We start from the raw sequence: 23604 nt of genomic DNA on the forward strand, positions 1-23604 counted from the left end.
TATTGACTGATCGAAAGTCAACGAGCCGGGCGTTGTCATCGCGTCTCCGGTGCGTTAAGTCGGCGTAACGCGGGTGCTGTACCTTCCCCGGCATGACTTCGCTGGGACGCCCGCGCGCCAAGGGTCCGTCGAAGTCGGGGCTCAGCACCGAGCAGGACATCCTGGTCGCTGCCGCGCGGCTGTTCTGCGAGGCGGGCTATGGCGGGGCGAGCACCCACAAGATCGCCGCGGCGGCCGGGATCAGCCAGGCCACCATGTACCACTACTTCCCCGGCAAACAGGCCATCCTGTTGCGGCTGCTGCTGGCCACGGTCCGGCCCTCGGTCACGTACGCGCTGGGGCTGGCCGGGCGCGACGAGCCCGCCGATGTCCGGCTGTGGGGGCTGTGCGCGTACGACGTGCGGCTGCTGCTCTCCGGCCGGGACAACATCGGGGCCCTGTACCTGATCCCTGAGGTCGGGGACGAGGCGTTCGCGGAGTTCCGGGCGGAGCACGCCCGGCTGTACGCCGTCTATCACGACCTGGTGACCGCCGTGACGGGCGTGGACGACGCCGCCGTCACCGGGCTGGTGTTCGGGCTCGTCGAGTCGGTCATCCTGCGCCGCCGCGCCGAGCCGGAGCTGGACGCCGACACGGTCGCCCCGGCCCTCGCCGACGCCGTCCTGCGCGTCCTGCGCGTCCCTGAGCAGCGGCTGAAGAAGTTGCGGGCACAGGCTTTTTAACGTGATCGGCCATGGGGCCGTAGTACGCCTGTAACACGGCGAGCGCTGAATGGGCCGACCGAATATCTGTCGGTCGATCGAAAGTAACGTCCTGACGGACGAGGAGCATCCATGACAGTTCCCCGTGTTGCCGATAACCTTCCGCCCTCCCTGCGTCGTGGGGTGACACGGCGCGTGCTCGCCGCCGGGCTCCTCGCCGCCACGTTCTCGCTCGCCGCCTGCGGTTCGGGCGACTCGGGCACCAAGGCCACCGGGCCCGCCGACCAGCTGCGGCTCGCGGTGTCCAGTGACCTGCCGACGCTCGACCCGTCGACCGTCTACCAGTACGAGGGCAACCAGGTCCTCACCGCCGTGTACGAAGGCCTGCTCAGCTACTCCCCGGACTCCACCGAGGCGATCGTGCCGCAGCTCGCCAGCAAGTACGACGTGTCCAAGGACGGCCTGACCTACACGTTCACCCTGCGCGACGACGTCACGTTCACCGGCGGGCGCACGATGACCTCCAAGGATGTGCAGGCCAGCTTCGAGCGGCTCGCGGACAAGAAGGTCGCGTCGCAGATGTCGTACATGGTGATGGGGGTGGCGAAGTACGCGACGCCCGACGACCACACGTTCGTGGTGACCCTGGCCGCGCCGAGCAGCTCGTTCCTGTCGCTGGTCGCGAGCCCGTTCGGCCCCAAGATCATCGACTCGGACGTGCTCACGAAGAACGCGGCCGACAGCGCGACGACATACCTGAAGGACCACACCGCCGGCACCGGCCCCTACGAGCTCACGAGCATGACCAAGGGCCAGGGCTACGAGCTGACCAGCCGCGCCGACTACTGGGGTGGCAAGCCCGGCTTCGCCAAGGTGTCGGTGAAGGTCATCGGGGACGCGGCGACCCAGCTGCTCCAGCTGCAGGGCGGTGACCTCGACATCGTCACCGGCCAGCCGGTCGCGACGCTGGACCAGTTTGCGAAGAACTCCGGCTACAAGGTCGCGGAGTACCCGACGCTGCAGAAATCGATGCTGCACCTCAAGGTCACGGGCAACCTGGCGGACGTCAAGCTGCGCGAGGCGCTGCGGGCCGCGATCGACCGGGACGCTTTCACCAAACAGATTTTCGGTACGCACGCAGCGGTCTCGACGCAGATGTACCCGGTGAAGAACGTCCCCGCCGGCACGGCGAAGGACGACTGGACCACCGACCCCACAGCGCTGACCACCCTCGCCGCGGGCAAGACGCTGACCCTCGGGTACGTCTCCGGGCACGCCCGCGACAAGCAGGCCTCCGAGGCGCTGCAGGCGAAGTGGGCCGCCGCCGGGGCGAAGGTCGAGCTGGTCGCCGTCCAGGGCAGCGACATCTACGGGCTCAGCAGCAACCTGGCCTCGGCACCGGACATGATCTACGAGACGGCGTACCCCGACTCCACGCACCCGGACACCTGGTCGCGGCTGTTCTGGTACTCCGACACGGCCAAGGGCAACGGTGCGCTGAACTATCTGGTGGGCGGCACGAAGGAAGCCGACGCGGCGATCGACGCGGGTGCCGCGGCGACCGACCAGGCCACGATCGACGCCGACTACGCCAAGGCCGGCGATCTGGTGCACGCGCAGGCTTCGTACATCACGCTCGCCGACATGAACGACTCGTTCATCATGCGCAGCGACCTGACCGGTGGCGGGCACTGGCTGCCCGCACCGCTGACGCTCGACCTGCGCACCCTCAAGCGGGCCGGTAACTGATGCGCCCGGGGGCGGTGGCGGAACAGTCGGCCGAGGTGGCCGATCCGCGTCCACGGCGGTGGCGTGTCGTACCCGGCCGGGTACGAAGCGGCTCCGCGGAGAAGATCTGTCTGTGGGTGGTGGCACTGCTGACGGTGCTGCTGCCGATCGCCGCCCGGCTGATGCCGGCCGGCGAGACGGAGATCGTGGGCGTGCCGTTCACCGCTCCCGGCGCCGGGCATCTGCTCGGCACCGACGACCAGGGCCGCGACGTGCTGTCCCGCGTCGTCATCGGGCTGTCGGCCAGCTGGTGGGGCGCGATCGCGGTCATCGCGAGCGGCGTGGTGATCGGGGCCGTGATCGGCACGGTCGCCGGGATGTCGGGCCGCTTCGTCGACACCGTGCTCATGCGGCTCACCGACGCGTTCCTGGCGCTGCCCGGCCCGCTCGTCGCGCTGCTCGTGGTGGCGGCGCTCGGCCCGAGCTTCCGTAACGTGCTCATCGCGGTCATCGTCACCTGGTGGCCCTGGTACGCCCGCATCGTCCGCGGCCAGGTGCGCGTCCTGCGCCGCCTCCCGCACGTCGACGCGGCCCGCTCGGCGGGATTCTCCACGTTCCGTGTCGTCACCCGGCACGTGTTTCCCGGCGTACTCCGCTCGGTCGTCGTCGTCGCCTCGATGGATGTCGGCGCCGTCCTCCTCGTCCTCGCCGGGCTCTCGTTCGTGGGCCTCGGCGCACCGCCGCCCGCCGCCGAGATCGGCAGCATGGCCGCGGCCGGGTTCACCTACGTCTTCAGCGCCCCCTGGGTCGCCCTGGCCCCGGCCGGCGTCCTGTTCGCGGTCGCCATGATCTCCAACTTCGCGGGTGACGCCGTGCAGGAGCGGATGGGCTGATGGGACTCCTCAAACAGATCGCGAGCCGGGTCGCGTCGATGCTCGGCGTCCTCGTGGTGCTCACGTTCGCGGTCTACTTCATCCAGCGCCAGCTGCCCTCGGACCCCGCCCGGGTCCTGGCCGGCCGGACCGCCTCCCCGGAGGCCCTCGCCGCCGCCCGCGAGCAGCTCGGCCTCGACAAGCCGTTCCTGCTCGAGTATTTCCACTATCTCGGCCGGCTCCTGCACGGCGACCTGGGCATCTCGGTTACCTCGCGCAACGAGGTGAGCAGCGACATCGGCACGTACCTGCCCGCCACGCTGGAGCTGGTGGTCGTCGCGGGCGTTCTCGCTCTGATCGGCGGGCTCATCCTCGGCGTGATCGGTGCCCGCGACGGCTGGCTCGCGGGTGCCGTCCGGTTCGTGAGCGTGGCCGGTGCGTCAGCCCCCACGTTCCTGGTCGCCATCCTGCTGCTGCTCGTCTTCTACCGCGATCTCGGCTGGCTGCCCGCCGGTGGCCGCGGCGACGCCCTCGCCGCCAGCGAACCGACCGGGTTGCGACTGATCGACAACCTCGTGCACCTCGACGGCGCCGCGCTGGCCGACACGGTCAATCACCTCGTGCTGCCCGCTCTCGTGCTCGCACTGTCCCCGGCGATGGCGATCGGGCGGGTGCTGCGCAGCTCGTTGCGCGCGACGATGGCCACCGACTTCGTGCGCTCCGCGAGCGCGAAGGGCGGCAGCTGGCCCGCCGTCGTGTGGCGCCACGGACTGCGCAACGCGCTCGGCCCGGCGCTGTCCATCGCCGGTGTCCAGGTCAGCGTCATGCTCGGCGGCTCGGTGATCATCGAGATGCTCTTCTCATGGCCGGGCCTCGGCAACTACCTGTCCGACGCGATCGCCAACTCCGACCTGTCGGCGATCGCCGGCGTCGTGATCGTGCTCGGCTTCGCGTACGTCCTCATCACGTTCGTCGTCGACACACTGCAGATCCTGATCGACCCGAGGCTGAGGGAGCCGGTATGAGCGACGCCGTCGCGCGCATCGAGAAGCTGGTCGTGCAGTTCGACCGCTCGGGTACGCCGTTCCGGGCGCTCAAGGGCGTCAGCCTCGACATCGCCCCCGGCGAGATCGTCGCGCTGGTCGGCGAGTCCGGCTCGGGCAAGACCGTACTCGGCAACTGCCTGCTCGGCCTCGTGCCCGGCGGCCACCGGACAAGGATCACCGGACGGGTCGAGGTCGGCGGGACCGACATGGTGGGCGGCCCCGAGAAGGACAAGCGACGGGTACGCCGGAACGAGCTCGGCGCCGTCTTCCAGGACCCGCTCACCTCGCTGGACCCGACCATGCGCGTCGGCAAGCAGGTCCGCGAGCGGGGCGCCACCGCGCAACGGGCCCTGGACGCGCTGACCGAATGCGGGGTGCCCGAGCCGGGGCAGCGCATCCGCTACTGGCCGCACCAGCTCTCCGGCGGCCTGCGCCAGCGGGTGAGCATCGCCGGTGCGATCACCGCCGCGGATCCCGGTGGCGTCCCCTCACTCATCGTCGCCGACGAGCCCACCACCGCGCTCGACGTCCGGGTGCAGGACCAGATCATCAAGCTGTTCGCCCGGCTCCGCGACGATCACGGCTGCTCGATCCTGCTCATCACGCACGACCTCGGTGTCGCCGCGCAGATCGCCGACCGGATCGTGGTGATGAGCGAGGGCGAGATCCGCGAGCACGGACCCACGGCGCGGGTGCTGAGGGAGCCGCAGCACGCGTACACGAAGAAGCTGCTCGAATCGCGGCTGGACATCGCCGGTCCGCTGCCGCCCGCCTCGGTCGTCGAGGCCGGCGAGCCGGTGCTGACGCTGTCCGAGGTGGTGAAGGACTTCCCGGCACCGCACAAGCGTGGCGAGAAGCGGCGCGTGCTGCACGGCGTCGACGTACGCCTCGAAGCCGGCGAATCGCTGGTGCTCGTGGGGGAGAGCGGCTGCGGCAAGTCGACCCTGCTGCGGATCGCCGCCGGTCTCGAAACCCCGACCGGCGGCCGCGCCGACGTCCCACCCGCAGCCGGCCGCCCCCAGCTCATCTTCCAGGACGCCCGGTCGTCGCTCACCCCGTGGCTCAGCATCAACAGCCAGCTCTCCGAACGGCTCGCCGCCGCCGGAGTGCCCCGCAAGGACCGTCCCGCCCGCGTCGCCGAACTGCTCGGCCAGGTCGGCCTCGACGCCCGCATGGCGGCGTCCAGACCACGCCAGCTCTCCGGCGGGCAGTGCCAGCGGGCCGCGATCGCCCGCGCCCTCGCGTCGTCACCCGGCATCCTGCTCTGCGACGAGCCGGTCAGCGCGCTCGACGCCACCCTCGCCGCCCAGGTCGTCGATCTGCTCGACGACCTGCGCCGTTCGACCGGCGTGTCGCTGCTGCTCGTCACCCACGACCTCGCCGTCGCCAAACGCATAGCCACCCGGATCGCCGTGATGACCGACGGCCGCATCGTCGAGGAAGGCCCCGTGGAACAGATCTTCGCGTCACCCGCCCACCCGTACACCAAGCAACTGCTCGAAGCGTCCCCGAGTCTCGCGGCGGTGGCATCGTGAAGTTCGACGTCGCCGGCGACCCGCTGCGCCTGCACCCGATGATCGTGGGCTACGAGCCGATCGCCGAATCCCTCTCCGTGCTCGGCGGCGACCCCGCCCGCTACCTGCTCGAACCCGTCACCGCCGCCGCGGTCGTCTACGCGGACGGCTGGGTGCTGCTCGACGCCGGCTTCAACGTGGACATCGTCCGCGATCCCGCGCGGCGTGGGGTGCACTTCAACTACGACAGCTACACGGCCGTCGTGCCGCCCGGCGACCCCCTGGCTGATCAATTGGGGGCACTCGGGCTGGCGTGGTCGCAGTTGCGCGGTTGCGCCATCTCGCACATCCACGTCGACCACACCGGCGGCCTGCGTCTGGTCCCGCCAGGCGTGCCGGTCGCGTTTCAACGCAACGAATATCAGTACGGTGCCCAGCTGACTCCCGCCCAGGCGCTCGCCCGCACGGTGGTGCAGAGCGACTTCCTCCGCGACGACCTGGACATCGTCCTCCTCGACGGCGACACCCCCCTCGCCCCCGGCCTCACCGCCCTCGACACCTCCGGCCACACCCCGGGCCACCAGTCCTTCGCGGTCACTCTGCCCTCGCGAACCGTCGTCCTCGCCTGCGACGCGGCCGACCTGCGCGGCCAGATCGTCGACGCGGTCGCCTGCGGCACCACCATGCGCCCCGAGGACGCCCCGCTGGCAGCGGCAGCAGCACGGCGATTGCGGGATCTGGACCGTACCGAAGGCACCGAGGTCTGGCCCGGGCACGACCCCGACTGGCCGTCCTGGCTCGAGCAAACCGTTCTGTAGTAAGGAGTTCCCCTCGTGACTGAGGTTCATGCCGCCCACACCACCGACCCCGTGTCTGACGCTCGCGCCTCTCACACCACGGATTCCGTGCTCGCCGCGCGGGCCGATGCGCGGGCCCGGGCCGGCGAGGTTGCTGAAGCGATGCCCTACGTGCCGGCCTCTACCTCGCCCTACTGCCCGCCGGGAGTGGCGCCGGAAAGCCTGCTGTGGGCCGAAACCGTGGCCGGCGGCGGCTACACGCACCGGTTGCTGCCGCGTGGTGCCCGGATCCGTTTCGAGGACCCGGCGGGCGACGCGTGCGCGCATGTGCTGCTCTACAACGCCCGCGAACCCGCCGAACGGCTCAACATCGCGGACACCCAGAAGATCCCCTGGCAGGCGTACGTCGGCACGGGCCACCCGTTGCTCAGCGGCGACGGCCGGGTCCTCGCCACGGTGGTCGAGGACTCATCCGGTCACCACGACGCGTTCTGCGGCACGAGCAGCCCCGAGCTCGCCCGTTCGCGTTACGGCGCCTGGCTTCCCGAGTCGGCCACCCCCGCCGGTCGCGAACTGTTCCTGCTCGCGGCGCTCAAACACGGCCTCGGTGAACGGGACCTGCCCCCGAGCGTCTCGTTCTTCCAGGGCGTGCGCGTCGCCCCGGACGGCTCCCTCGACTTCACCGGCTCGGCGGGCGCGGGCAGACACGTGGACCTGGTCGCCGAGATGCCGCTGATCGTGCTCGTGGCCAACGTGCCACACCCGATCGATCCCCGGCCCGGCTACCACGTCACGCCGTTGCGCGTTCACGCATGGGCTTCCGCGCCGACGAACGCCGGCGATCAGTTCTGGAACGCCTCCCCCGAGCGTGAACGCGCATACCTGAACACCCTCGACTACCTGACCTCGACGGGAGAACTGTCATGACCGCGCTGGTTGACGGCGAGCCGATCCTCGACGCGCACGTCGCCGAGCGGGCCGCCTGGTCCGGGATCGTGCACGCGGGTGACGTCCTCACGATCGTGGACGTCGGCGGCAACCAGTCCGCGGACACCCTCATCTACGACGCCGTGGACACTGTCGAGCGCTACGACGCGCAGCAGACGATCGCTTTCCAGCGCAACGCCTATGTGCGTACGGGCACCGTGCTGCGGTCAGGCTCCGGCCGGCCGCTCATGACCGTGGTCGGCAACGAGGTCGACCGGCAGGACACGATCGGCGGCGCGTGCAGCAAGGAGAGCAACACCCTGCGATACGGCCACCACACCCACTCCCAGCACGCCTGCCGCGAGAACTTCCTCCGCGAGGGCGCCCGCCACGGCCTCGGCGCCCGCGACCTGGTCTCGAACCTCAACTTCTTCATGAACGTCCCCGTCGAACCCGACGGCGCCCTCGGCATCGTCGACGGCATGAGCGCCCCCGGCAAACGAGTAGCCCTCCGCGCCGACCGCGACGTCCTCGTCGTCGTCTCCAACTGCCCCCAGATCAACAACCCCTGCAACGACTTCAACCCCACCCCCCTCCGCATGATCGTCACCCGCCCGGCGGCTGCATGACCGCCGCCGACCGGGTGGGCAGCCGCGGTAGCGGGGCCGGCTCGGTGAGCGCGGTCGTCCGTGATCGGATGGACGCCGCGTTGGCCCTGCTGGCCGCGGCGGACCGGCCGGAGATCTGGATCAGCCTGCGTTCCGCTGCCGACCTGACTGCCGAGGCCACGCTCATCGACGAGCGGGTGGCGGCCGGGGAACACCTGCCGCTGGCGGGGATGCTGCTCGCGGTGAAGGACAACATCGACGTGGCCGGGCTCGACACCACGGCGGGGGCGCCCAGTTACGCGTACTCTCCGGCGGTTGATGCTCCGGCTGTTGCCCGGCTGCGGGCGGCGGGGGCGATCGTGCTCGGCAAGACGAACCTCGACCAGTTCGCGACCGGTCTCGTCGGCACCCGGAGTCCGCACGGCGCGGTGCGCAACGCCTGGGACCTCACGCGCATCTCCGGCGGCTCCAGCTCGGGATCGGCCGTGGCGGTGGCGCTCGGCATCGCCGACCTGGCGCTGGGCACCGACACCGCGGGCAGCGGCCGGGTCCCCGCCGCCCTCAACGGCATCTGGGGCTTCAAGCCCACCCGCGGCCGCATCCCGGCGACCGGTGTCGTCCCGGCGTGCCGCAGCATCGACTGCGTCACCGTGTTCAGCCGCGAGCCGTCGCTGGGCCGCCTCGCCGTGGCACTGATGACCGGCCCGGACGCGGGGGACATGCTCAGCCGCCCGTTCACCGTGCCGGCCAGGCCGCCCGTGCGCCGGATCGCCGTACCCCCGGCCGATGAGCTCGGCACCCTCGCACCCGGCTGGGCCGACGCGTTCACATCGGCCATCGCCACGCTGCCCGGCGTCGAGGTGACCGAAGTCAGCATCGCCCCGCTGCTCGACGCGGCGAAACTGCTCTACGGCGGCGCGTTCGTCGCCGAGCGCTATTCCGCCGTGGGCGCGCACATCGCCGCGCACCCCGAGCTCGTCGGCACCGGCCTGGACGCGACCGTCGCCGGCATCGTCCTGGCCGGCCGCGACCCGTCCGCGGTCCAGCTCTTCGACGACCTCGAACGCCTCGACACCGCCCGCGCAGCCGCCCGCGACCTGCTCGCCGGCTACGACGCCATCCTCACCCCGACCACGACCGGCCACCCGACGCTCGCCGAGGTGGCCGCCGACCCGATCGGGGCGAACGCCGCGCTCGGCCGCTTCACCAATTACGCCAACCTGCTCGACCTCAGCGCCGTCGCCCTCCCGGCGGGGACCGTCAACGGCCTGCCGTTCGGGTTGATGCTCACCGGCGCGGCGTTCGACGACGAGCGGCTGGCCGACTTCGCCACCCTCATCTCGGACGCGTTGCGCTATCCGGCGGTCGAGCTCGCCGTTTTCGGGGCGCACCTGAGTGGACAGCCGCTCAACCACCAGCTGACGAGCGTGGGGGGACGGCTGGTGCGCGGTGTGCGTACCACTGAGGGGTATCGGATGTTCGCTCTTGCCACCACACCGCCGAAACCGGGACTGGTCCGCGTCGCCGACGGCGGCACTTCCGTCACCGGGGAGCTGTGGTCGCTGCCCGCCGCGGCGTTCGGGGCGTTCGTCGCCGCGCTACCCGCCCCGATGGCCATCGGCACCGTCGAGCTCTCCGACGGCACCGCGGTGACCGGCTTCCTGTGCGAAACCGTCGCCACCGAGGGCGCCGAGGACATCAGCGCCGCGGGCAGCTGGCCCGCCTATCTGGCGGGCCGATAGCTCAGGCATGCCGGGCCACGTGGACGGCGAACGGGTCGAGACCGACTTCGGCCCGCCGCTGGTCCATGGTCCCGGGGTCCTCGCACGGCCACGGGACGGGGGCGCCGTCGACGACGCCGGCGATCTGGGTGCCGTAGATCTGGGGCCGGCCCTCGTTGATCAGGAGCCGGTCCTGCAGCATGGCCAGCTGCGCGGTGTCGGCCTTGCCGGCCCGGACCGCTTCGGTCATCAGGGTCAGCACCCGGCGTTGCAGGTCCAGCTGCCGGTCCGCGTGCTGCGCCACCAGCCACGCCCGGCGTGCTGCCTCCTGGCCGACGAGTTCCCCGGTGGGCCACCCGTGTTCGTCGAGGATCCCGGCGAGCCGATCGCCGTTGCGTACGGTGATCCGCCGATGGGCCAGCTGCGCGGCGAAGTCATCACTGAGGGCGCCGGGCTGCAGCCGCCGGTCCTCGTCGGTCATGTCGATCAGTTCCTGCGCGAGCGCGTCATTCACCATGCCCACACCGTAGGTAACACATGGTTGGTGAACGGCGACACCCTGTGCGCGGGTAGGCGTGCGACTATCGCGAATACTTATAGAGCAGGCATGTATTGCCAGAGCATGGTTACGGCCGTTCCGCAGCGCGACTCTTTGAGGAAATACCCCTCATCGAGGAGCAGCTGTGGAACAAGTGCAGGATCTGCGGCAGAAGCTCGTGGTGGTGACCGGCGGCAGTGACGGCGTCGGGTTCGCGCTGGCGGGGCGGCTGGCGCAGGCCGGTGCCGAGCTGGTGCTTCCGGTTCGCAACCCGGCGAAGGGCGCGGCGGCCGCTGAGCGGCTGAGGTCGCAGGTCCCCGGGGCGCGGATCCGGTTGGAGACGCTCGATCTGGCGTCGCTCGAGTCGGTGGCCGGGTTCGCGGAGACGATGAACCGCGAGGGCCGGCCGATCGACATCCTCGTCAACAACGCCGGGGTGATGGCGCCGCCCGTGCGGCACACGACCAGCGACGGGTTCGAGCTCCAGTTCGGGACGAACGTTATCGGTCACTTCGCGCTCACCGGGCGGTTGCTGCCGTTGCGCGGGCCGGGCACGCGCGGGTCACCACGCTGACGAGCAGCGCGGCGCGGCAGGGGCGGATCGACTACGACGATCTGCAGGGCGACGGGAAATATGGGCCGGTCCGGGCGTACGGTCAATCCAAGCTCGGGAATTTGATCTTTGCTCTGGAGCTTGACCGGCGCAGCAAGCCGCGGGCTGGGGCATCCTCGCCCAGACCGTGGACCGCGGCGTCCTGCCCGTCCTCTACGCCGCAACAAGCCCCGAAGCCCACGGCGGCCGCCTCTACGGCCCCGACGGCCTCGGCCAGTTCACCGGCGCCCCGACCGAGCTGAAGATCTACCCGTCCGCCCGGCAACCCGCCGACCAGAAACGGCTCTGGGACGTCCTGGAGAAACTGAGCGGCACCACGTCAGGAGAATGGCAACGCGGCGATCCGATCAGGTAGCTCTACGAGGGAGTCGATCCGCAGCGTCGGTAGCCTGGCGGAGTCGGCGTCGTCCTGCTGGATGGTCGCCCACGGTCCCCGCCGGATCAGCGCTGTCCTGAAGCCCGCCAGAGCCGCCGGCCGGATGTCGTTGTCCAAGCGGTCACCCACGTACAGCGTCTCCTCCGGAGCGGCCGGCACTTCCCTTGCCAACGCCTCGAAGAAGCCCGGATCCGGTTTCGAGACACCCCAGTCGTCCGAGGTCGCGATAAAGTCGGAGGGGAGATCCAAGGACCTCAACAGGCCGCCCGCCCGAACCGTCTGATTGCCGGCGATGCCGACCCAGAAGCCGGCCGCACTGCTCCGAACATCGCGGAGAACGTGTGCCGCGGCACGCCCAGCCAGTCGGCCCAGGTGCCGTACTCCCGGGTCTCGTCGATCAGGCACTCACCGACGTCGAACACCACCGCGCGGATCATGCGCCGAGCCTGACCTGGAGGTCTCGGCGGTCAGCGGACGAAAGGAGGCGTGACCAGAATGGACCGGGCCAGGCTTGCGGAGTTTCTGCGTAGTCGGCGGGAGGCGTTGCAGCCGGAGGATGTCGGGCTGCCGCGTGGGCAGCGGCGTCGCACCGGTGGGTTGCGTCGCGAAGAGGTCGCGGTGCTGTCGGACATGTCGATCGACTACTACAACCGGCTGGAGCAGAAGCGCGGCCCGCACCCGTCGGAGCAGATGCTGGCTGCGCTGGCCCGGGGGCTGCGGTTGTCGCTGGAGGAACGCGACCATCTGTTCCAGCTCGGCGGGTACGCGGTGCCGCAGCGGGGGCGGCGCGCCGATCACGTCAATCCGGGGATGATGCGGATCATGGACGGGCTCGACGGGGCCGCGGCGCAGGTGGTCAGTCATGTGGGGGAGACGTTGCGGCAGACGCGGCTCGCGGTGGCGTTGCTCGGTGATGACAGTGTCCAGCATGCGGCGTACACCCGGGATGGGTCTGGTTCTCAGGCCGCCGAGCTGGCGGAGGCCCTGCTGGCGCGCAGTCCGGAGTTCGCCGGGCTGTGGCGTGGGCATCCGGTGTCCGGGCCGTACTGCGCGCCGAAGCGGCTCCTGCACCCGCAGGTCGGGCTGCTGGAGTTGCACTGTCAGATGCTGGTCGACCCGGATCAGTCGCAGTCGCTGGTCGTCTACACGGCGACGCCGGGCAGTGAGAGCTACGACAGGCTGGAGCTGCTTTCCGTCGTCGGGGCGGCGACCTCGCGCTGAGCGGCCGGGGCGTGCCGCAGGGCGTCGCGGGCCAGGACCTGCTGGGAGGTGATGACGGCTTCCGGGCGGCCGCGGCCGAGGAAGCTGACCGCCCAGCGCAGCAGGACCGTCACGCGGTTACGCATGCGCGGCAGGTAGTAGAGGTGGACGGCGAGCCAGCCGAGCCAGCCGATCAGCCCGGTCAGGCGTACGGGCCCCAGGTCGGCGATGGCGTAGAAGCGGGACACCGCCGCCATGTTGCCCTTGTCGAAGTAGGAGAACGGCTTGGCGGTGGACCGGCCGGCGAGGCGGCGGGCGATGGTGCGGCCGGCGTACGTGCCGCCCTGCATCGCGACCTGGGCGACGCCGGGCAGGTCGCGCAGGCTCATGGCCTCGCCCAGCACGAAGATCTCCGGGTGGCCGGGGACGGTGAGGCCGGGGCCGACGAGGATGCGCCCGGCGCGGTCGGTCTCGGCTCCGACCGAGGTGGCCAGCCGCCGGGCCAGGGTGGTGCCGGCGACGCCCGCGGCCCAGATCTTGGTCAGGGCCTCGATCCGGTCGGTGCCCTGGGCGGATTCCACCTTGACCCCGGTCTCGTCGAGGTCGACGACCTTCTCGCCGAGGCGGACCTCGACACCGATGCTGCGAAGCTTCGTGACTACGCGTTGCGACAGGCGTGCGTCGAAGGTCGGCAGGACCCGGTCGGCGGCGTCGAGGAGCACGACGCGGGCCGTACGCGGGTCGATGCGGCGGTAGCGGCCGGGCAGGGTCCGGTGGGCGATCTCGGCGATCTGCCCGGCCATCTCCACGCCCGTCGGCCCGGCGCCGACGATCACGAACGTCAGCAGACGCTGGACCTGCCGGGGGTCGGTCGCGAGCTCGGCCTCCTCGAACGCTCCGAAGATGCGGGCGCGGATCTCGAGGGCGTCGTCCATGGTCTTCAGGCTCGGGGCCCACTGGCCGTACCCGTCGTGGCCGAAGTAGGACTGGGTCGCGCCCGCCGCCAGCACCAGGGTGTCGTAGGGCACCTGGTAGCGGGTGCCGTCGGGCCCGGCCGCGGTGACCGTACGCCCCTCGGCGTCGATGTCGGTGGCCCAGCCGACGAGCACCTCGATGTTCTTCTGGTGCCTGAGCGCCTCGCGGATCGGGACGGCGACCTCGCCGGGGGAGAGGACACCGGCGGCGACCTGGTAGATCAGCGGCTCGAAGATGTGGTGGTTGGTCGCGTTGATCACCGTGACGTCGACCGGTGCCTTCCGCAGCGCCCGGGCGGCGTTGAGACCCCCGAAGCCCGCCCCGATGATGACGACCCGGTGCCGGTGGTTCTCCGTCATGTCACACGCTCCCTGTGTTTCGGTGGTCCCACATACAGGACCGCGTAGCCTCCCGAAACGTGACAGGCGCCGGTGATATCGCGCTGACCAGGGGTATTCCGCCGGCATGGACCTGACGGAAACAGCACATGCGGCCGGTCCGGGACGGCGATGGCTGCCGCGGCGGGTGGTGGCGACACCGGCGGCGTACGACCACCCGCACGGGTTGCGGATCATGCAGCGGCTCGCCGAGCGGGGACTCGAGGTCGAACGGCTGCGTGGGAACAGGCTGACCGGTGTGCGCGGTGACACGGAGCGCGAGACGTACGCCCGGGCGAAGTCGACGCTCGCAATCGTGGTCAGCCCGCCGTCACGCCGCACCCTGCAGCCGATCGCGCCGAGCGCGGACTGGCGGGTCGACCTCGCGGAGGGATGCCCGGCCCACTGCCAGTACTGCTATCTGGCGGGGTCCCTGAGCGGACCACCCGTGACCAGGGTGTACGCCGACCTCGACGACATCCTGCAAGGGCTCACGGCGTACGCCGGAACCGCGAGACGCCGCCCCGGGGAAGGCACCACCTTTGAGGCGTCCTGCTACACCGACCCGCTCGCCCTGGACCACCTCACCGGCAGCTGGCAGCGCGCCGTCGAGTTCTTCGGTGCGTGGGACGAGAACGTGCAGCTGCGCTGGACCACCAAATTCGCCGGAGTCGACGACTTCCTCGCGCTGCCGCACGCGGGCCGCACCCGGGTCCGTTTCAGCGTCAACTGCCTCCCGGTGACGACAAGATTCGAAGGCGGCACCGTACGCCTGGAGGACCGGCTCGCCGCCCTGCGCCGCCTCGCCCTCGCGGGCTACCCGGTCGGCCTGACGATCGCGCCGATCATGGCGCTACCGGACTGGCAGGAGCACTACGGCCTGCTCCTCGACGAGGTGGCCCGCTCGGTGCGCGACGTGCCCGGCCTCGACCTGACCGCCGAGCTGATCACCCACCGGTTCACGCCCGGCAGCAAAGAGGTCCTGACCGGCTGGTACCCCTTCACCCAGCTGGAGATGGACGAGACCAGCCGGGACCGCAAACACGGCAAGTTCGGAGCAGTGAAGTACGTCTACCCGCGCGCGACCATGACCGCCCTGCGTACCTGGTTCGAGCAGGAACTGGCCACCCGCATCCCGTCCTGCCGCATCCTCTACTGGACCTGAATTCAGCGCCCGAACCTCACACGATTCTGACTTCCGGTCGAGAGGCTGGCCGCCGGCCCGGGAGTGTCCCGGGCCGGACCCGACCGGGAGGCAATGGCATGCGCAGGAGTCACGTACTGGTAGCAGCGATCGCGGTGGCGGCGTTGACGGGGTGCGGATCGTCGGAGCAGGCCGATGCCCCTGTCAAGAACGATGCCAAGGTCGCCACCCTCGTCAGCGCTGCCCCCTCGGCGAAGCCGTCGCCCACGTCGCAGCGGCCCCGGGAACGCCTCGACACCACGAGCGAGGAGTACGAGGCCCTGCTCGCGCCGTACAACAAGTGCATGAAGGAGCACGGCGTCGACACGATGGAGAAGCGGAAGCTGGCCCAGGACGCAGGGGCCCGGCCCGCGACCTCGGCCGAGGAGGAGAAGTTGACGGCGGCGAGCAAGATCTGCGAGCCGCAGTACTTCCCGTTGCCGCCGTGGGAGAAGGACCCGGCGAATCCGGAGGCCCGGGACTTCGCGGTCGCCGTGGTGAAGTGCCTGAAGGAAAAGGGCGTCAAGTATGTCGAGGTCGCCGATGACGGCCTCAGCTACGCGCTCGGCGGCGACCAGAACGATGCCGCGTCGATCAGCAAGGGCATGGATCTCGCGCCCGACTGCGAGCGCGAGGTAGCCGCCAAGAAGTGACCCCGCACCGGTGCTGCGGCCGGAACCCGGCTGGTCCGGCCGCCTGCCGGCGCGATACTAGAAGATCGCCAGGGGGTTCACCGGCACACCGGTGGCGCCGCGCAGCCGAGGTGGCGCGACGGTGAGCAGGAAGGCGTAACGGCCGAGCTCGGCGCAGACCGCGGCCAGCTCCTCGACCTGGACGCCGTCGATCAGCGGCATGCCGAGCTGAGTCAGCCCGATCATGTGCAGTGGCATCGGGACCTGCGGGTCCATGGGCGGGAACGTGTCGCTGATGTCGCCGGCGTAGAGGGAGACGTCATGCCGGCGCATCCAGGTGACGGCGTCCACGGTCATGCCGGGTGCTGGTGTCCCTCCGTCCCAGGAGAACGTCCATCCACTGCGGACCACCAGGGCGTCGCCGGGTTCCACGTGCACCCCGCTGCGGGCCTCCGCGGCGTCGAGGTCGGCGGCGGTGATCGGGTGCGCGGACGGGAGACGGCTGCCGGGGGCCAGATCGAGCAGGATCCCGCGGGTGACCACGCCGTCGGCGAAGGCCGTCGTCGACCCGTGCACGACACCGCCCGGGGTCACCGCCTCGGTCAGCGGGCGACCCGGATAGACGAGCCCGCCGACCGGCATGTGCGCCAGCGCGTCGAGGTGGGTCAGCCCGGGGTGGTGCGGGTTCAGGATGAGCAGTTCTGCCATGCCCATGGGCGGGGTCCCGGTGTAGAGCAGGGCCTGCTGCACCGGCGGGGACGCCGGCGCCGGAGGGGCGAACGGTCCGCCAAGCATCGATGCCGGTTGCGTGGGCATCGCCAGGGGCACCCACCGTCCGGTGCGCGCTTCCGCGGCGGCCCTCGCGCGAACCTCGTCGGTGATCAGGTTCAGGGTGCCGAGCTCGTCGTCAGCACCCCATCGCCCCCAGTTGCTCGGGAACGCATCGCTGGCATCCTGCTTCATCGCATGACCTCACGCCGGGGGTATAAGGAAACTTATGGTCTATCAGTTACCTTACACTCCTGCCATGACGACGACACCCCCCGGCTGGAGCGGAGGGGACCCCGATGCGTTCACGGCCCTCACGCTGGTACGCACCGCCCTGTCGATGCGGCGGGTCTTCATCGCCACGCTCGCTCCCCACAGCCTGACCCCGCAGCAGTTCAACGTGCTGCTTCATCTCGTCCAGGAGCCCGGTCGCAGCCAGGCCGTCCTGGCCCGTGAGTTGATGGCCACGCCCCAGTCGGTGGGAGAGCTGCTCCGCGGCATGGAACAGCAGGGCATGATCGAGCGCACCCCACCGGCCGGGCGCGGCCGGCCGTCCGCGGTCTACGCCACGCCGGCCGGCCGTGCGCTCCTGGACGACGTCACTCCGCATGTGCTCGCTGCGTTCGCTCCGGAAGCCGTAGGGCTCGACGAGGCGTCGTACAGGAGACTCAACGGTGACCTGCACGCCATCCTGGCCGCGCTCGGAGCCTGAGCGGCCGCCGCTCCGGTGTCACACCGTGGCGAGGGCCTGGGTGGGTGTCAGGCGAGCGGCGCGCACGCAGGGGTAGACGCCCGCGAGCACGCCGACGGCCACCGCGCCGGCGACCCCGGCGACGAGGGACGACGCGGGGATCACGATCGGCCACTGCTGCCAGCTCGCGTAGCCGACGGTGGCGAGCAGGCCGAGGAGTGTGCCGGCCAGGCCGCCGATCGTGGCGAGGACGACCGATTCGGTGAGGAACTGGCCGCGGATCTGCCCTCGGGTGGCGCCGAGCGCGCGGCGCAGGCCGATCTCGGAGCGGCGTTCGAGCACGGAGACGACCATGGTGTTGGCCACTCCGATGCCACCGACTACCAGCGCGACCCCGGCGAGGGCGAGGAACAGCACCGACAGGCTGCTCTCGGTGGCGCGTTTGGCGGCGAGCGCGTCCGACGGGCGGGTGACCACGACCTGGCCCGGGCGTTCCGGGGAGATCGTCTCGGCCAGGACGCCGCGTACGGCCTCGAGCTGCGCCTCCTCGCACGCGATGTAGAGGACGGTCGGATGGCCGTCGAAGCGCAGCTCGGTGCGGGCCGTGTCCCAGCCGACCAGCACCGAGCGGTCGATGTCCGGCGACAGCGGCGTGGTGGCCAGGATGCCGATCACGGTGAACAGGCGGTCCGCGATCATCACCTGGGGGCCGGGGGTCCGGCCGGTGACCTCGGTGATGCCGAGGCGGGTGGCGGCGACCGAGCCGAGCACGACGGTGGGGAACGCGGCGGTGGCCGGGCTCAGCCACTTTCCGGAGCGGACCCGCGCGTTGATCGCGGGGAGCAGGTCGATCTGCCCGGCGAGGACGGTCAGCCCGCTGCCGTCGGTCTCGTCGGTGCGGTCGTTGCGGCGTACCCGTGTGTGGGTGTTGCCGACCGCGCTCACCGCCGTGACCGGGCCGATGCGCCGGACCATTCCCATCGCCGATTCCGGCAGTTGAGCCGGTGGGTCCTGATCCTGCACGGCCGTGGCCTGCAGTGTGTTCGTGCCCAGCGCGGTGAGGGTTTCGAGCAGTTTCGCCTGGCTGGACGCGGGGATGCCGGTCACCACGACCATCGTCGCGATGCCGACCGCGATGCCCAGCGCCGACAGGATCGCCCGCGCCGGCCGGGTCCGCAGGCCGATCAGACCCAGACCCAGAAGATCCAGGGGCGCCAGTCTGACCGTACGCACCTGAGCGCTCACTTGTTCACCAGGGGCTTACCGTCGCGGACCAGGCGGCCGTCGCGGATCTCGATCTGGCGGGGCAGCGACGCGGCGATGTCCCGGTCGTGGGTGATCAGGACGATGGTGGTGCCCTCCTCGTTGAGCCGGCGCAGGAGCCCCAGCACGGCCTGCCCGGTCGCGGTGTCGAGCGCTCCGGTGGGCTCGTCGGCGAGCACCAGCGACGGCTCGTTGACCAGCGCCCGCGCGATCGCGACGCGTTGCTTCTCGCCGCCCGACAGCTGCTGCGGGCGGTGGCCGGTGCGGTGGGCGAGACCGACCCGGGCCAGGGACTGCCGGGCGAGCTCGCGGCGCTGCCGGCGGGGAACCCCGGCGTAGAGCAGGCCGGCGGCGACGTTGTCCGTGGCGCTGAGCCCGTCGGCGAGGTGGAACTGCTGGAAGACGAAGCCGATCTCGCGGGCGCGCAGGGCGGACAGCTGCCGGTCGCTGAGCTTCGCGACGTCGTGGCCGGAGATGCGTACGGTGCCAGAGCTCGGCCGGTCGAGAGTGCCGATGATGTTGAGCAGGGTCGACTTGCCCGAGCCGGACGGGCCGACGATCGCGACGAGTTCCCCGGCGGCGATGTCGAGGGTGGCGCCGGCGAGGGCGGTGACACCGCCGGGATAGATCATGCTCACGTCGCGTACTTCCAGAACGGGTCCTTCGGTCATGAGGAGACCACCACGGCCATGCCCTCGGTGAGGCCGTCGCCGGTCAGCTCGACCCAGCCGTCGGCGAACATGCCGGTCTGCACCGCGATCAGGCCGGCCGGGCCCTGCACGGCGTAGCCACCCTCGGTGAGCGCCACGAGCGCCTCGACCGGGGCAGCGAGCACGCCTTTCGCCGAACGCCCGGGGAAGGTCACGTTCACGTCGGCGGCGTCGAGCTTGTCGAGGTCCTTCGGCTGGTCAGCGGTGACCGTCACGGTCAGCGTCGGCGGGCCGGTGCCGGCGTCACCCTCGGCGGCCAGTTTCCGGCCGACGGCGGTGACCCGGGCCTTGACCGTCTTCTCGTCGGGCAGGACCACCGTGACCTTCGCGCCCTGCTTGATCGAGCCGGCCTCGGTCAGCTGCGCGTCCACCGTGATCACCTTGCGGGTCGGGGTCACCGACATCAGGTCCGCGTTCGCCGGGGAGCCGGGCTGCACGGCCACGGCATCGACCCGGACCGCGCCGCTGAGCACCTCGACGTCACCGACCGTTATCGTCCCGGTCCGCGGCAGGCCCGCGTCGTCCTGCCAGCTCTTGATCGCGTTCTTCAACGCCGCGGTCAGCACGCCCTCGCCATCCTTCACCTCCACCGGCTTGGTGGGCGGCGGAGTAGGCGGCGTACTCGGCGGGGTGGCCGCCGCGGGCTGGGGCACGGAGACCCAGGAGCCCTCCGACGGCTGGTGGCCGATCGAGTAGCCGAGGGCTGACAGGTTCGTGGCGATGATCTTCACGTCGCGGCCGACGAGGTTCGTGCCGGTGATGTCGCGGTAGAGCGGCATGCTGCCGTAGAACAGCGTCACCGGCCGGTCGTCGGCGCGGAACAGCTGCTTGCCCCGCTTGATCGTGGCGCCGATCTGCGGCAGCCACGTCACCGTGGCCTCCTTGTGCCCGGCGAGCGGGCGTGGCGTGCCGTAACCGAGGGTCCCCGGCAGCGACATCGTCGTGGACAGGTCCTTGCGTTCGAGCTGCGCCGTCGAGGCCGCGACGGTCTGCTCCGGCTGTGGTGCCGTGGCGGCCCGGTGGCGGCTCACGAGCACGACCGCCCCGACCGCCAGCGCCACCACGACGAGACCCGCGATCAGCCACCGGGCGAACCGGCGCCGCCGCCGCGGGGGCGGTTCGGTGACGATCGGGATGAGCTCGGTGACGGCGTCTGGCAACGGAGGCATGCCGACGAGAGTGGCCGGGACTCGTTAGAAAGATGTCAGGTAACGCCGGGAATGATCTCGCGCGGGCGGGGCGGGCCTATCATCGCCGCCATGGGTGCTCAGGTCCTGGTAGCCGATGACGATCCCCGCCAGGCCGAGGTGGTGCGCCGCTACCTGACCGCCGACGGTCACACGGCCGTCGTGGTGCACGACGGGCGGGAGGCCCTCGACCAGGCCCGCCTGCTGCGCCCCGACCTCGTGGTGCTGGACGTGATGATGCCGAAGCTCGACGGGCTGCACGTGTGCCGGACGCTGCGGGCGGAGTCGGACGTGCTGGTGCTGATGCTGACCGCGCGGACCAGCGAGGAGGACCTGCTGCTCGGGCTGGAGCTCGGCGCCGACGACTACCTGACCAAGCCGTACAGCCCGCGCGAGCTGATGGCCCGGGTCCGGACCCTGCTGCGGCGGGCGTCGCGCGGGGCACCCGGGCAGGCCGTGCCCGGCGTACGCCGGATCGGGCGGATCGGTCTCGACCCCACCCGGCACCAGGTGACCGTGGACGGCGTACCCGTGGAATGCACCCGGGGTGAGTTCGCGATCCTGGCCGCCATGGCCGAGCAGCCGGAGCGCGTCTTCACCCGGGCGCAGCTGCTGCACCACACGCGCGGGATCGATCGCAGCTCCACCGAGCGCACGATCGACGTACACGTGATGAACCTGCGCCGGAAGATCGAGATCGACCCGCAGCGCCCCGCCCAGCTGCTCACCGTCTTCGGCGTCGGCTACCGGCTCACCAACGGCCTGTCCTGATGCCCAAGCGGGTGCCGTTGCGGCACAGCCTGGTGACGCGGCTGCTGGTGACGTCGGTGCTGATCGCGGTGGCGGCCATCGCGGCGACAGCCTGGCTCGCCACCACCACCGCGACCCGCGCGATCACCCAGGAACGGGGGCAGTCGCTCACCGACGACAAGGGCGTCTACGACATGCTCATCGGTTACGCGGCCACCCATGCGGACTGGTCCGGCGCCCCGGCGCTGATCGACGCGCGGGCGGCGAAGCTGGGCCGGCGGATCACCCTGATGACCGGTGACCGGGCGGTCATCGCCGACAGCGGCCCCGGCGGCCCGTCGCTGCGCAGCGCCCGCCCGTCGGCCGAGGTCGACCCGCTCGACCTGGACCTCGGCCTGACCGGGGGCACCGAGCGCATCGACGCCCGCGTCGTCGGGCCGTTCAAGGTGGCGCCCGCCGACCGGACCGTGCTGGACAAGATCGCCGACGACGAGCTGAACTGCCTGCGCAAGACGGGCCTGGACGCCAAGGTGGAGCGGCTGCCGAGCGGCCGTCCCACGATCACTCTCACCACGCCGGACCCCGCGGGTGAGGCCTCCCGATGCCGGCAGGAACTCGCCGAAGCCACCACCAAGTCCGAGGACAAGGCGCTGGTCACGCTCGGGCGGTCGGTGGCGCGCTGCCTCGGCGTGCAGAACGAGGTGGGGGTGGGGGTCCGGCCCGACTTCACCACGTACATGTACAAGGTCCCCGAGCGCGACCTGCCGAGAACCCAGGTGGCCGCGGCGCGGGAACTGATGGACGCAGGCGCCACCGGCCGGGTCAGCGGCTGCGTGGAGAAGTCGCGGCAGGCCCAGCTCCGGCCGTACGTGGCCCCGCCCGCACTGCTGTTCGTGACCAACCCGGCCACCGGCACCGACCAGACCACGTTCACCCTGTCCGGCGAGAACCGGACCCGGGTCATCGGGGTGACCGGCGCCGTCCTGCTCGCCACCATCCTCGCCACGGTCCTCGCCGGCCGCCGCCTGGTCCGGCCGCTGCGCGCGCTCACCGTGGCCGCCGACGGGCAGACCACCGCCCCGGTATCGACGCACGACGAGATCGGCCGGCTCGCCCGCGCCCTCAACGACTCGGCGAGCCGCCGGGACCGCGCGGAGGCCCAGCGGCGGGCGATGGTCAGCGATGTGGCGCACGAGCTGCGTACCCCGCTGACCAACATCCGCAGCTGGCTCGAGGCCGCCCAGGACGACCTCGCCCCGACCGACGCCCAGCTGCTCGGCCTGCTGCACGAGGAGGCCCTGCTCCTGCAGCACATCATCGACGACCTGAGCGACCTGGCCGCCGCGGACGCGGGCACCCTGCGGATCCACGCCGAGCCGACGCCGATCCGCGACGTCCTCACGCAGGTGGTGGACAGCCACCGGGGCACGGCACACGCGGCGGGGGTCTCGCTGGTCTCCCTGGTGCGCGGCGACCCGATCCTGCCCGCCGACGCCGTGCGCGTGCGCCAGCTGATCGGCAACCTCGTGTCGAACGCGATCCGCCACACCCCACCCGGCGGCACGGTCACGGTCGCGTCCCATCATGGGACGATCACCGTACGCGACACCGGCATCGGCATCGCCCCCGAGAACCTCCCGAAGATCTTCGACCGCTTCTGGCGCGCCGACGAGTCCCGCAGCAGAGCCACCGGCGGCAGCGGCCTCGGCCTGGCCATCGCCCGCAAGATCACCGAAGCCCACGGCGGCACCATCGACGTCGAGAGCGAACCGGGCCACGGCACGCTCTTCACTGTGACTCTGCCGCTCTAGCTACTTCTTCGCGGCGGCCGCTTCGCGCTCGCAGTCCGGCTCGAGTCTCATGGCCTCGACGATCGAGGCCTCGTCGTCCTGGCTCCCGCCGAGCGAATAGCTGAGGCCGTCCTCGGTCGGTTCGAGGTGCTTGACGCCCTTGGCCTTGAGGCACTTCATCACGGCGAGGTTGAAGTCGCGGGCCTCCGGGTTGGCCGGGTCCTTCTCCCACGGCGGCAGTGGTGCGTACAGCGGTTCGCAGTATCGGAACGCCGCCACCGCGGTCGTGTCCCCCTTGGACGTCGCGGGCTGGTGCGCCGCGTCACTGGCTTTCTTGAGAGTCACGGTGTTGTTGCTGGGGTTGTCGACGCCGTGTTCCTCGAGGCACTTGTACAGCGGCGTGAACAGCGCCTCGTACTCCTCGTCGGTCTCGTCGAGGCGGTGCCGGGGCCGCTCCGAGGTGGGCGAGGGGCTCGCCGCGGGGACGGCGCTGACGAGCGTGGCGACCTTGGGCGGGGCGTCGGCCTGTGTCGACGATCCGCACGCCGTCAGCGCGGTCAGCGCAATCGCGGCTACCAGTATGTGACTCCTGCGCATTGCGGTTGCTCCCTGTCCGGCCCGGGACGTTCCCAGGCCC

24 protein-coding genes and 1 pseudogene are annotated in these 23604 nt (G+C 71.1%); 17 read left to right on the forward strand and 8 right to left on the reverse strand.

The genetic code is table 11. The annotated features are described in order from the left end of the window. Positions 1-92 precede the first annotated feature (92 nt). The 9 genes from Ahu01nite_RS40480 (at position 93) to Ahu01nite_RS40520 (ending at position 9935) form a co-directional block, all read left to right on the forward strand. Entirely contained in the window at positions 93-722 is a 630-nt protein-coding gene (locus Ahu01nite_RS40480) for a TetR/AcrR family transcriptional regulator (RefSeq protein ID WP_203842059.1), read from the forward strand. 111 nt (positions 723-833) lie between these two features. After that, positions 834-2450, forward strand: a complete 1617-nt coding sequence (locus Ahu01nite_RS40485; protein WP_203842060.1) for an ABC transporter substrate-binding protein — start codon at positions 834-836, stop codon at positions 2448-2450. A gap of 35 nt (positions 2451-2485) precedes the next feature. Beyond that, complete coding sequence (locus tag Ahu01nite_RS40490; protein WP_203842061.1) at positions 2486-3322, forward strand: ABC transporter permease; 837 nt, start codon at positions 2486-2488, stop codon at positions 3320-3322. Continuing rightward, entirely contained in the window at positions 3322-4326 is a 1005-nt protein-coding gene (locus Ahu01nite_RS40495) for an ABC transporter permease (RefSeq protein ID WP_203842062.1), read from the forward strand. Before Ahu01nite_RS40490 ends, Ahu01nite_RS40495 begins: the two co-directional genes overlap by 1 nt. Beyond that, a complete protein-coding gene (locus tag Ahu01nite_RS40500) occupies positions 4323-5882 on the forward strand; it encodes an ATP-binding cassette domain-containing protein (RefSeq protein ID WP_203842063.1) in 1560 nt (519 codons plus the stop codon). The genes Ahu01nite_RS40495 and Ahu01nite_RS40500 overlap by 4 nt, the downstream gene beginning before the upstream one ends. Continuing rightward, positions 5879-6679, forward strand: a complete 801-nt coding sequence (locus tag Ahu01nite_RS40505; protein ID WP_203842064.1) for an MBL fold metallo-hydrolase — start codon at positions 5879-5881, stop codon at positions 6677-6679. The genes Ahu01nite_RS40500 and Ahu01nite_RS40505 overlap by 4 nt, the downstream gene beginning before the upstream one ends. A 15-nt stretch (positions 6680-6694) precedes the next feature. Next, positions 6695-7585, forward strand: a complete 891-nt coding sequence (locus tag Ahu01nite_RS40510; protein WP_239159522.1) for an urea amidolyase associated protein UAAP1 — start codon at positions 6695-6697, stop codon at positions 7583-7585. Then, entirely contained in the window at positions 7582-8214 is a 633-nt protein-coding gene (locus tag Ahu01nite_RS40515) for an urea amidolyase associated protein UAAP2 (protein ID WP_203842065.1), read from the forward strand. The genes Ahu01nite_RS40510 and Ahu01nite_RS40515 overlap by 4 nt, the downstream gene beginning before the upstream one ends. Further along, the gene (locus Ahu01nite_RS40520) at positions 8211-9935 is read left to right on the forward strand and encodes an allophanate hydrolase (protein WP_203842066.1); all 1725 of its coding nucleotides are present in this window, start codon (positions 8211-8213) and stop codon (positions 9933-9935) included. Before Ahu01nite_RS40515 ends, Ahu01nite_RS40520 begins: the two co-directional genes overlap by 4 nt. 1 nt (position 9936) lies before the next feature. Here Ahu01nite_RS40520 and Ahu01nite_RS40525 read toward each other — a convergent pair whose 3' ends face one another. Then, positions 9937-10431 (reverse strand): DUF6624 domain-containing protein, encoded by a 495-nt coding sequence (locus tag Ahu01nite_RS40525; RefSeq protein ID WP_203842067.1) that lies wholly within the window; start codon positions 10429-10431, stop codon positions 9937-9939. 166 nt (positions 10432-10597) lie between these two features. On the opposite strand from Ahu01nite_RS40525, the gene Ahu01nite_RS50915 reads away from it, so the two are divergent. After that, the gene (locus tag Ahu01nite_RS50915) at positions 10598-11026 is read left to right on the forward strand and encodes an SDR family NAD(P)-dependent oxidoreductase (protein WP_239159523.1); all 429 of its coding nucleotides are present in this window, start codon (positions 10598-10600) and stop codon (positions 11024-11026) included. 166 nt (positions 11027-11192) lie between these two features. Then, positions 11193-11420: a Rossmann-fold NAD(P)-binding domain-containing protein gene (locus tag Ahu01nite_RS50920; protein WP_239159524.1), complete on the forward strand. Its 228-nt coding sequence runs from the start codon at positions 11193-11195 to the stop codon at positions 11418-11420. Here the strand turns inward: Ahu01nite_RS50920 and Ahu01nite_RS40535 are convergent. Then, positions 11385-11878: pseudogene (locus Ahu01nite_RS40535) on the reverse strand (HAD family hydrolase). The gene Ahu01nite_RS50920 and the pseudogene Ahu01nite_RS40535 sit on opposite strands and share 36 nt — an antisense overlap. Positions 11879-11936: 58 nt before the next feature. Here Ahu01nite_RS40535 and Ahu01nite_RS40540 point away from each other — a divergent pair. Then, complete coding sequence (locus Ahu01nite_RS40540) at positions 11937-12662, forward strand: helix-turn-helix transcriptional regulator (RefSeq protein ID WP_203842094.1); 726 nt, start codon at positions 11937-11939, stop codon at positions 12660-12662. Here the strand turns inward: Ahu01nite_RS40540 and Ahu01nite_RS40545 are convergent. Continuing rightward, positions 12611-13975 (reverse strand): NAD(P)/FAD-dependent oxidoreductase, encoded by a 1365-nt coding sequence (locus tag Ahu01nite_RS40545; RefSeq protein WP_203842068.1) that lies wholly within the window; start codon positions 13973-13975, stop codon positions 12611-12613. The two genes, Ahu01nite_RS40540 and Ahu01nite_RS40545, sit on opposite strands and share 52 nt — an antisense overlap. 106 nt (positions 13976-14081) lie before the next feature. Here Ahu01nite_RS40545 and Ahu01nite_RS40550 point away from each other — a divergent pair, with 106 nt between their 5' ends. Together Ahu01nite_RS40550 and Ahu01nite_RS40555 are read left to right on the forward strand one after the other, a co-directional pair. Continuing rightward, a complete protein-coding gene (locus Ahu01nite_RS40550; protein ID WP_239159525.1) occupies positions 14082-15158 on the forward strand; it encodes a spore photoproduct lyase family protein in 1077 nt (358 codons plus the stop codon). A 98-nt stretch (positions 15159-15256) separates the two neighbouring features. After that, positions 15257-15829 carry a hypothetical protein gene (locus Ahu01nite_RS40555; RefSeq protein WP_203842069.1) on the forward strand — a complete coding sequence of 191 codons (573 nt, stop codon included), beginning with the start codon at positions 15257-15259 and terminating at the stop codon, positions 15827-15829. Between the two features lie 57 nt (positions 15830-15886). On the opposite strand, the gene Ahu01nite_RS40560 is transcribed toward Ahu01nite_RS40555, so the two are convergent. Continuing rightward, a complete protein-coding gene (locus Ahu01nite_RS40560) occupies positions 15887-16771 on the reverse strand; it encodes a cyclase family protein (protein WP_203842070.1) in 885 nt (294 codons plus the stop codon). A gap of 64 nt (positions 16772-16835) precedes the next feature. On the opposite strand from Ahu01nite_RS40560, the gene Ahu01nite_RS40565 reads away from it, so the two are divergent. Beyond that, the gene (locus tag Ahu01nite_RS40565; protein WP_203842071.1) at positions 16836-17288 is read left to right on the forward strand and encodes a MarR family winged helix-turn-helix transcriptional regulator; all 453 of its coding nucleotides are present in this window, start codon (positions 16836-16838) and stop codon (positions 17286-17288) included. 18 nt (positions 17289-17306) lie between these two features. Here Ahu01nite_RS40565 and Ahu01nite_RS40570 read toward each other — a convergent pair whose 3' ends face one another. From Ahu01nite_RS40570 to Ahu01nite_RS40580, 3 genes are read right to left on the reverse strand one after another with little or no spacing between them, the layout of a single operon-like run. Continuing rightward, complete coding sequence (locus Ahu01nite_RS40570; protein ID WP_203842072.1) at positions 17307-18512, reverse strand: ABC transporter permease; 1206 nt, start codon at positions 18510-18512, stop codon at positions 17307-17309. Beyond that, complete coding sequence (locus tag Ahu01nite_RS40575; protein ID WP_203842073.1) at positions 18509-19201, reverse strand: ABC transporter ATP-binding protein; 693 nt, start codon at positions 19199-19201, stop codon at positions 18509-18511. The genes Ahu01nite_RS40570 and Ahu01nite_RS40575 overlap by 4 nt, the downstream gene beginning before the upstream one ends. Then, positions 19198-20409, reverse strand: coding sequence for an efflux RND transporter periplasmic adaptor subunit (locus tag Ahu01nite_RS40580; protein WP_203842074.1), 1212 nt, complete (start codon positions 20407-20409; stop codon positions 19198-19200). The genes Ahu01nite_RS40575 and Ahu01nite_RS40580 overlap by 4 nt, the downstream gene beginning before the upstream one ends. A gap of 90 nt (positions 20410-20499) precedes the next feature. On the opposite strand from Ahu01nite_RS40580, the gene Ahu01nite_RS40585 reads away from it, so the two are divergent. Then, complete coding sequence (locus Ahu01nite_RS40585) at positions 20500-21198, forward strand: response regulator transcription factor (protein WP_203842075.1); 699 nt, start codon at positions 20500-20502, stop codon at positions 21196-21198. Further along, the gene (locus Ahu01nite_RS40590; protein WP_203842076.1) at positions 21198-22988 is read left to right on the forward strand and encodes a sensor histidine kinase; all 1791 of its coding nucleotides are present in this window, start codon (positions 21198-21200) and stop codon (positions 22986-22988) included. Before Ahu01nite_RS40585 ends, Ahu01nite_RS40590 begins: the two co-directional genes overlap by 1 nt. Here the strand turns inward: Ahu01nite_RS40590 and Ahu01nite_RS40595 are convergent, their stop codons facing one another. Continuing rightward, positions 22989-23564 carry a hypothetical protein gene (locus Ahu01nite_RS40595; protein ID WP_203842077.1) on the reverse strand — a complete coding sequence of 192 codons (576 nt, stop codon included), beginning with the start codon at positions 23562-23564 and terminating at the stop codon, positions 22989-22991. Between the last annotated feature and the right edge of the window lie 40 nt (positions 23565-23604).

The organism is Winogradskya humida, assembly GCF_016862215.1.
In the GTDB taxonomy this organism is placed as follows: Bacteria; Actinomycetota; Actinomycetes; order Mycobacteriales; family Micromonosporaceae; genus Actinoplanes; species Actinoplanes humidus.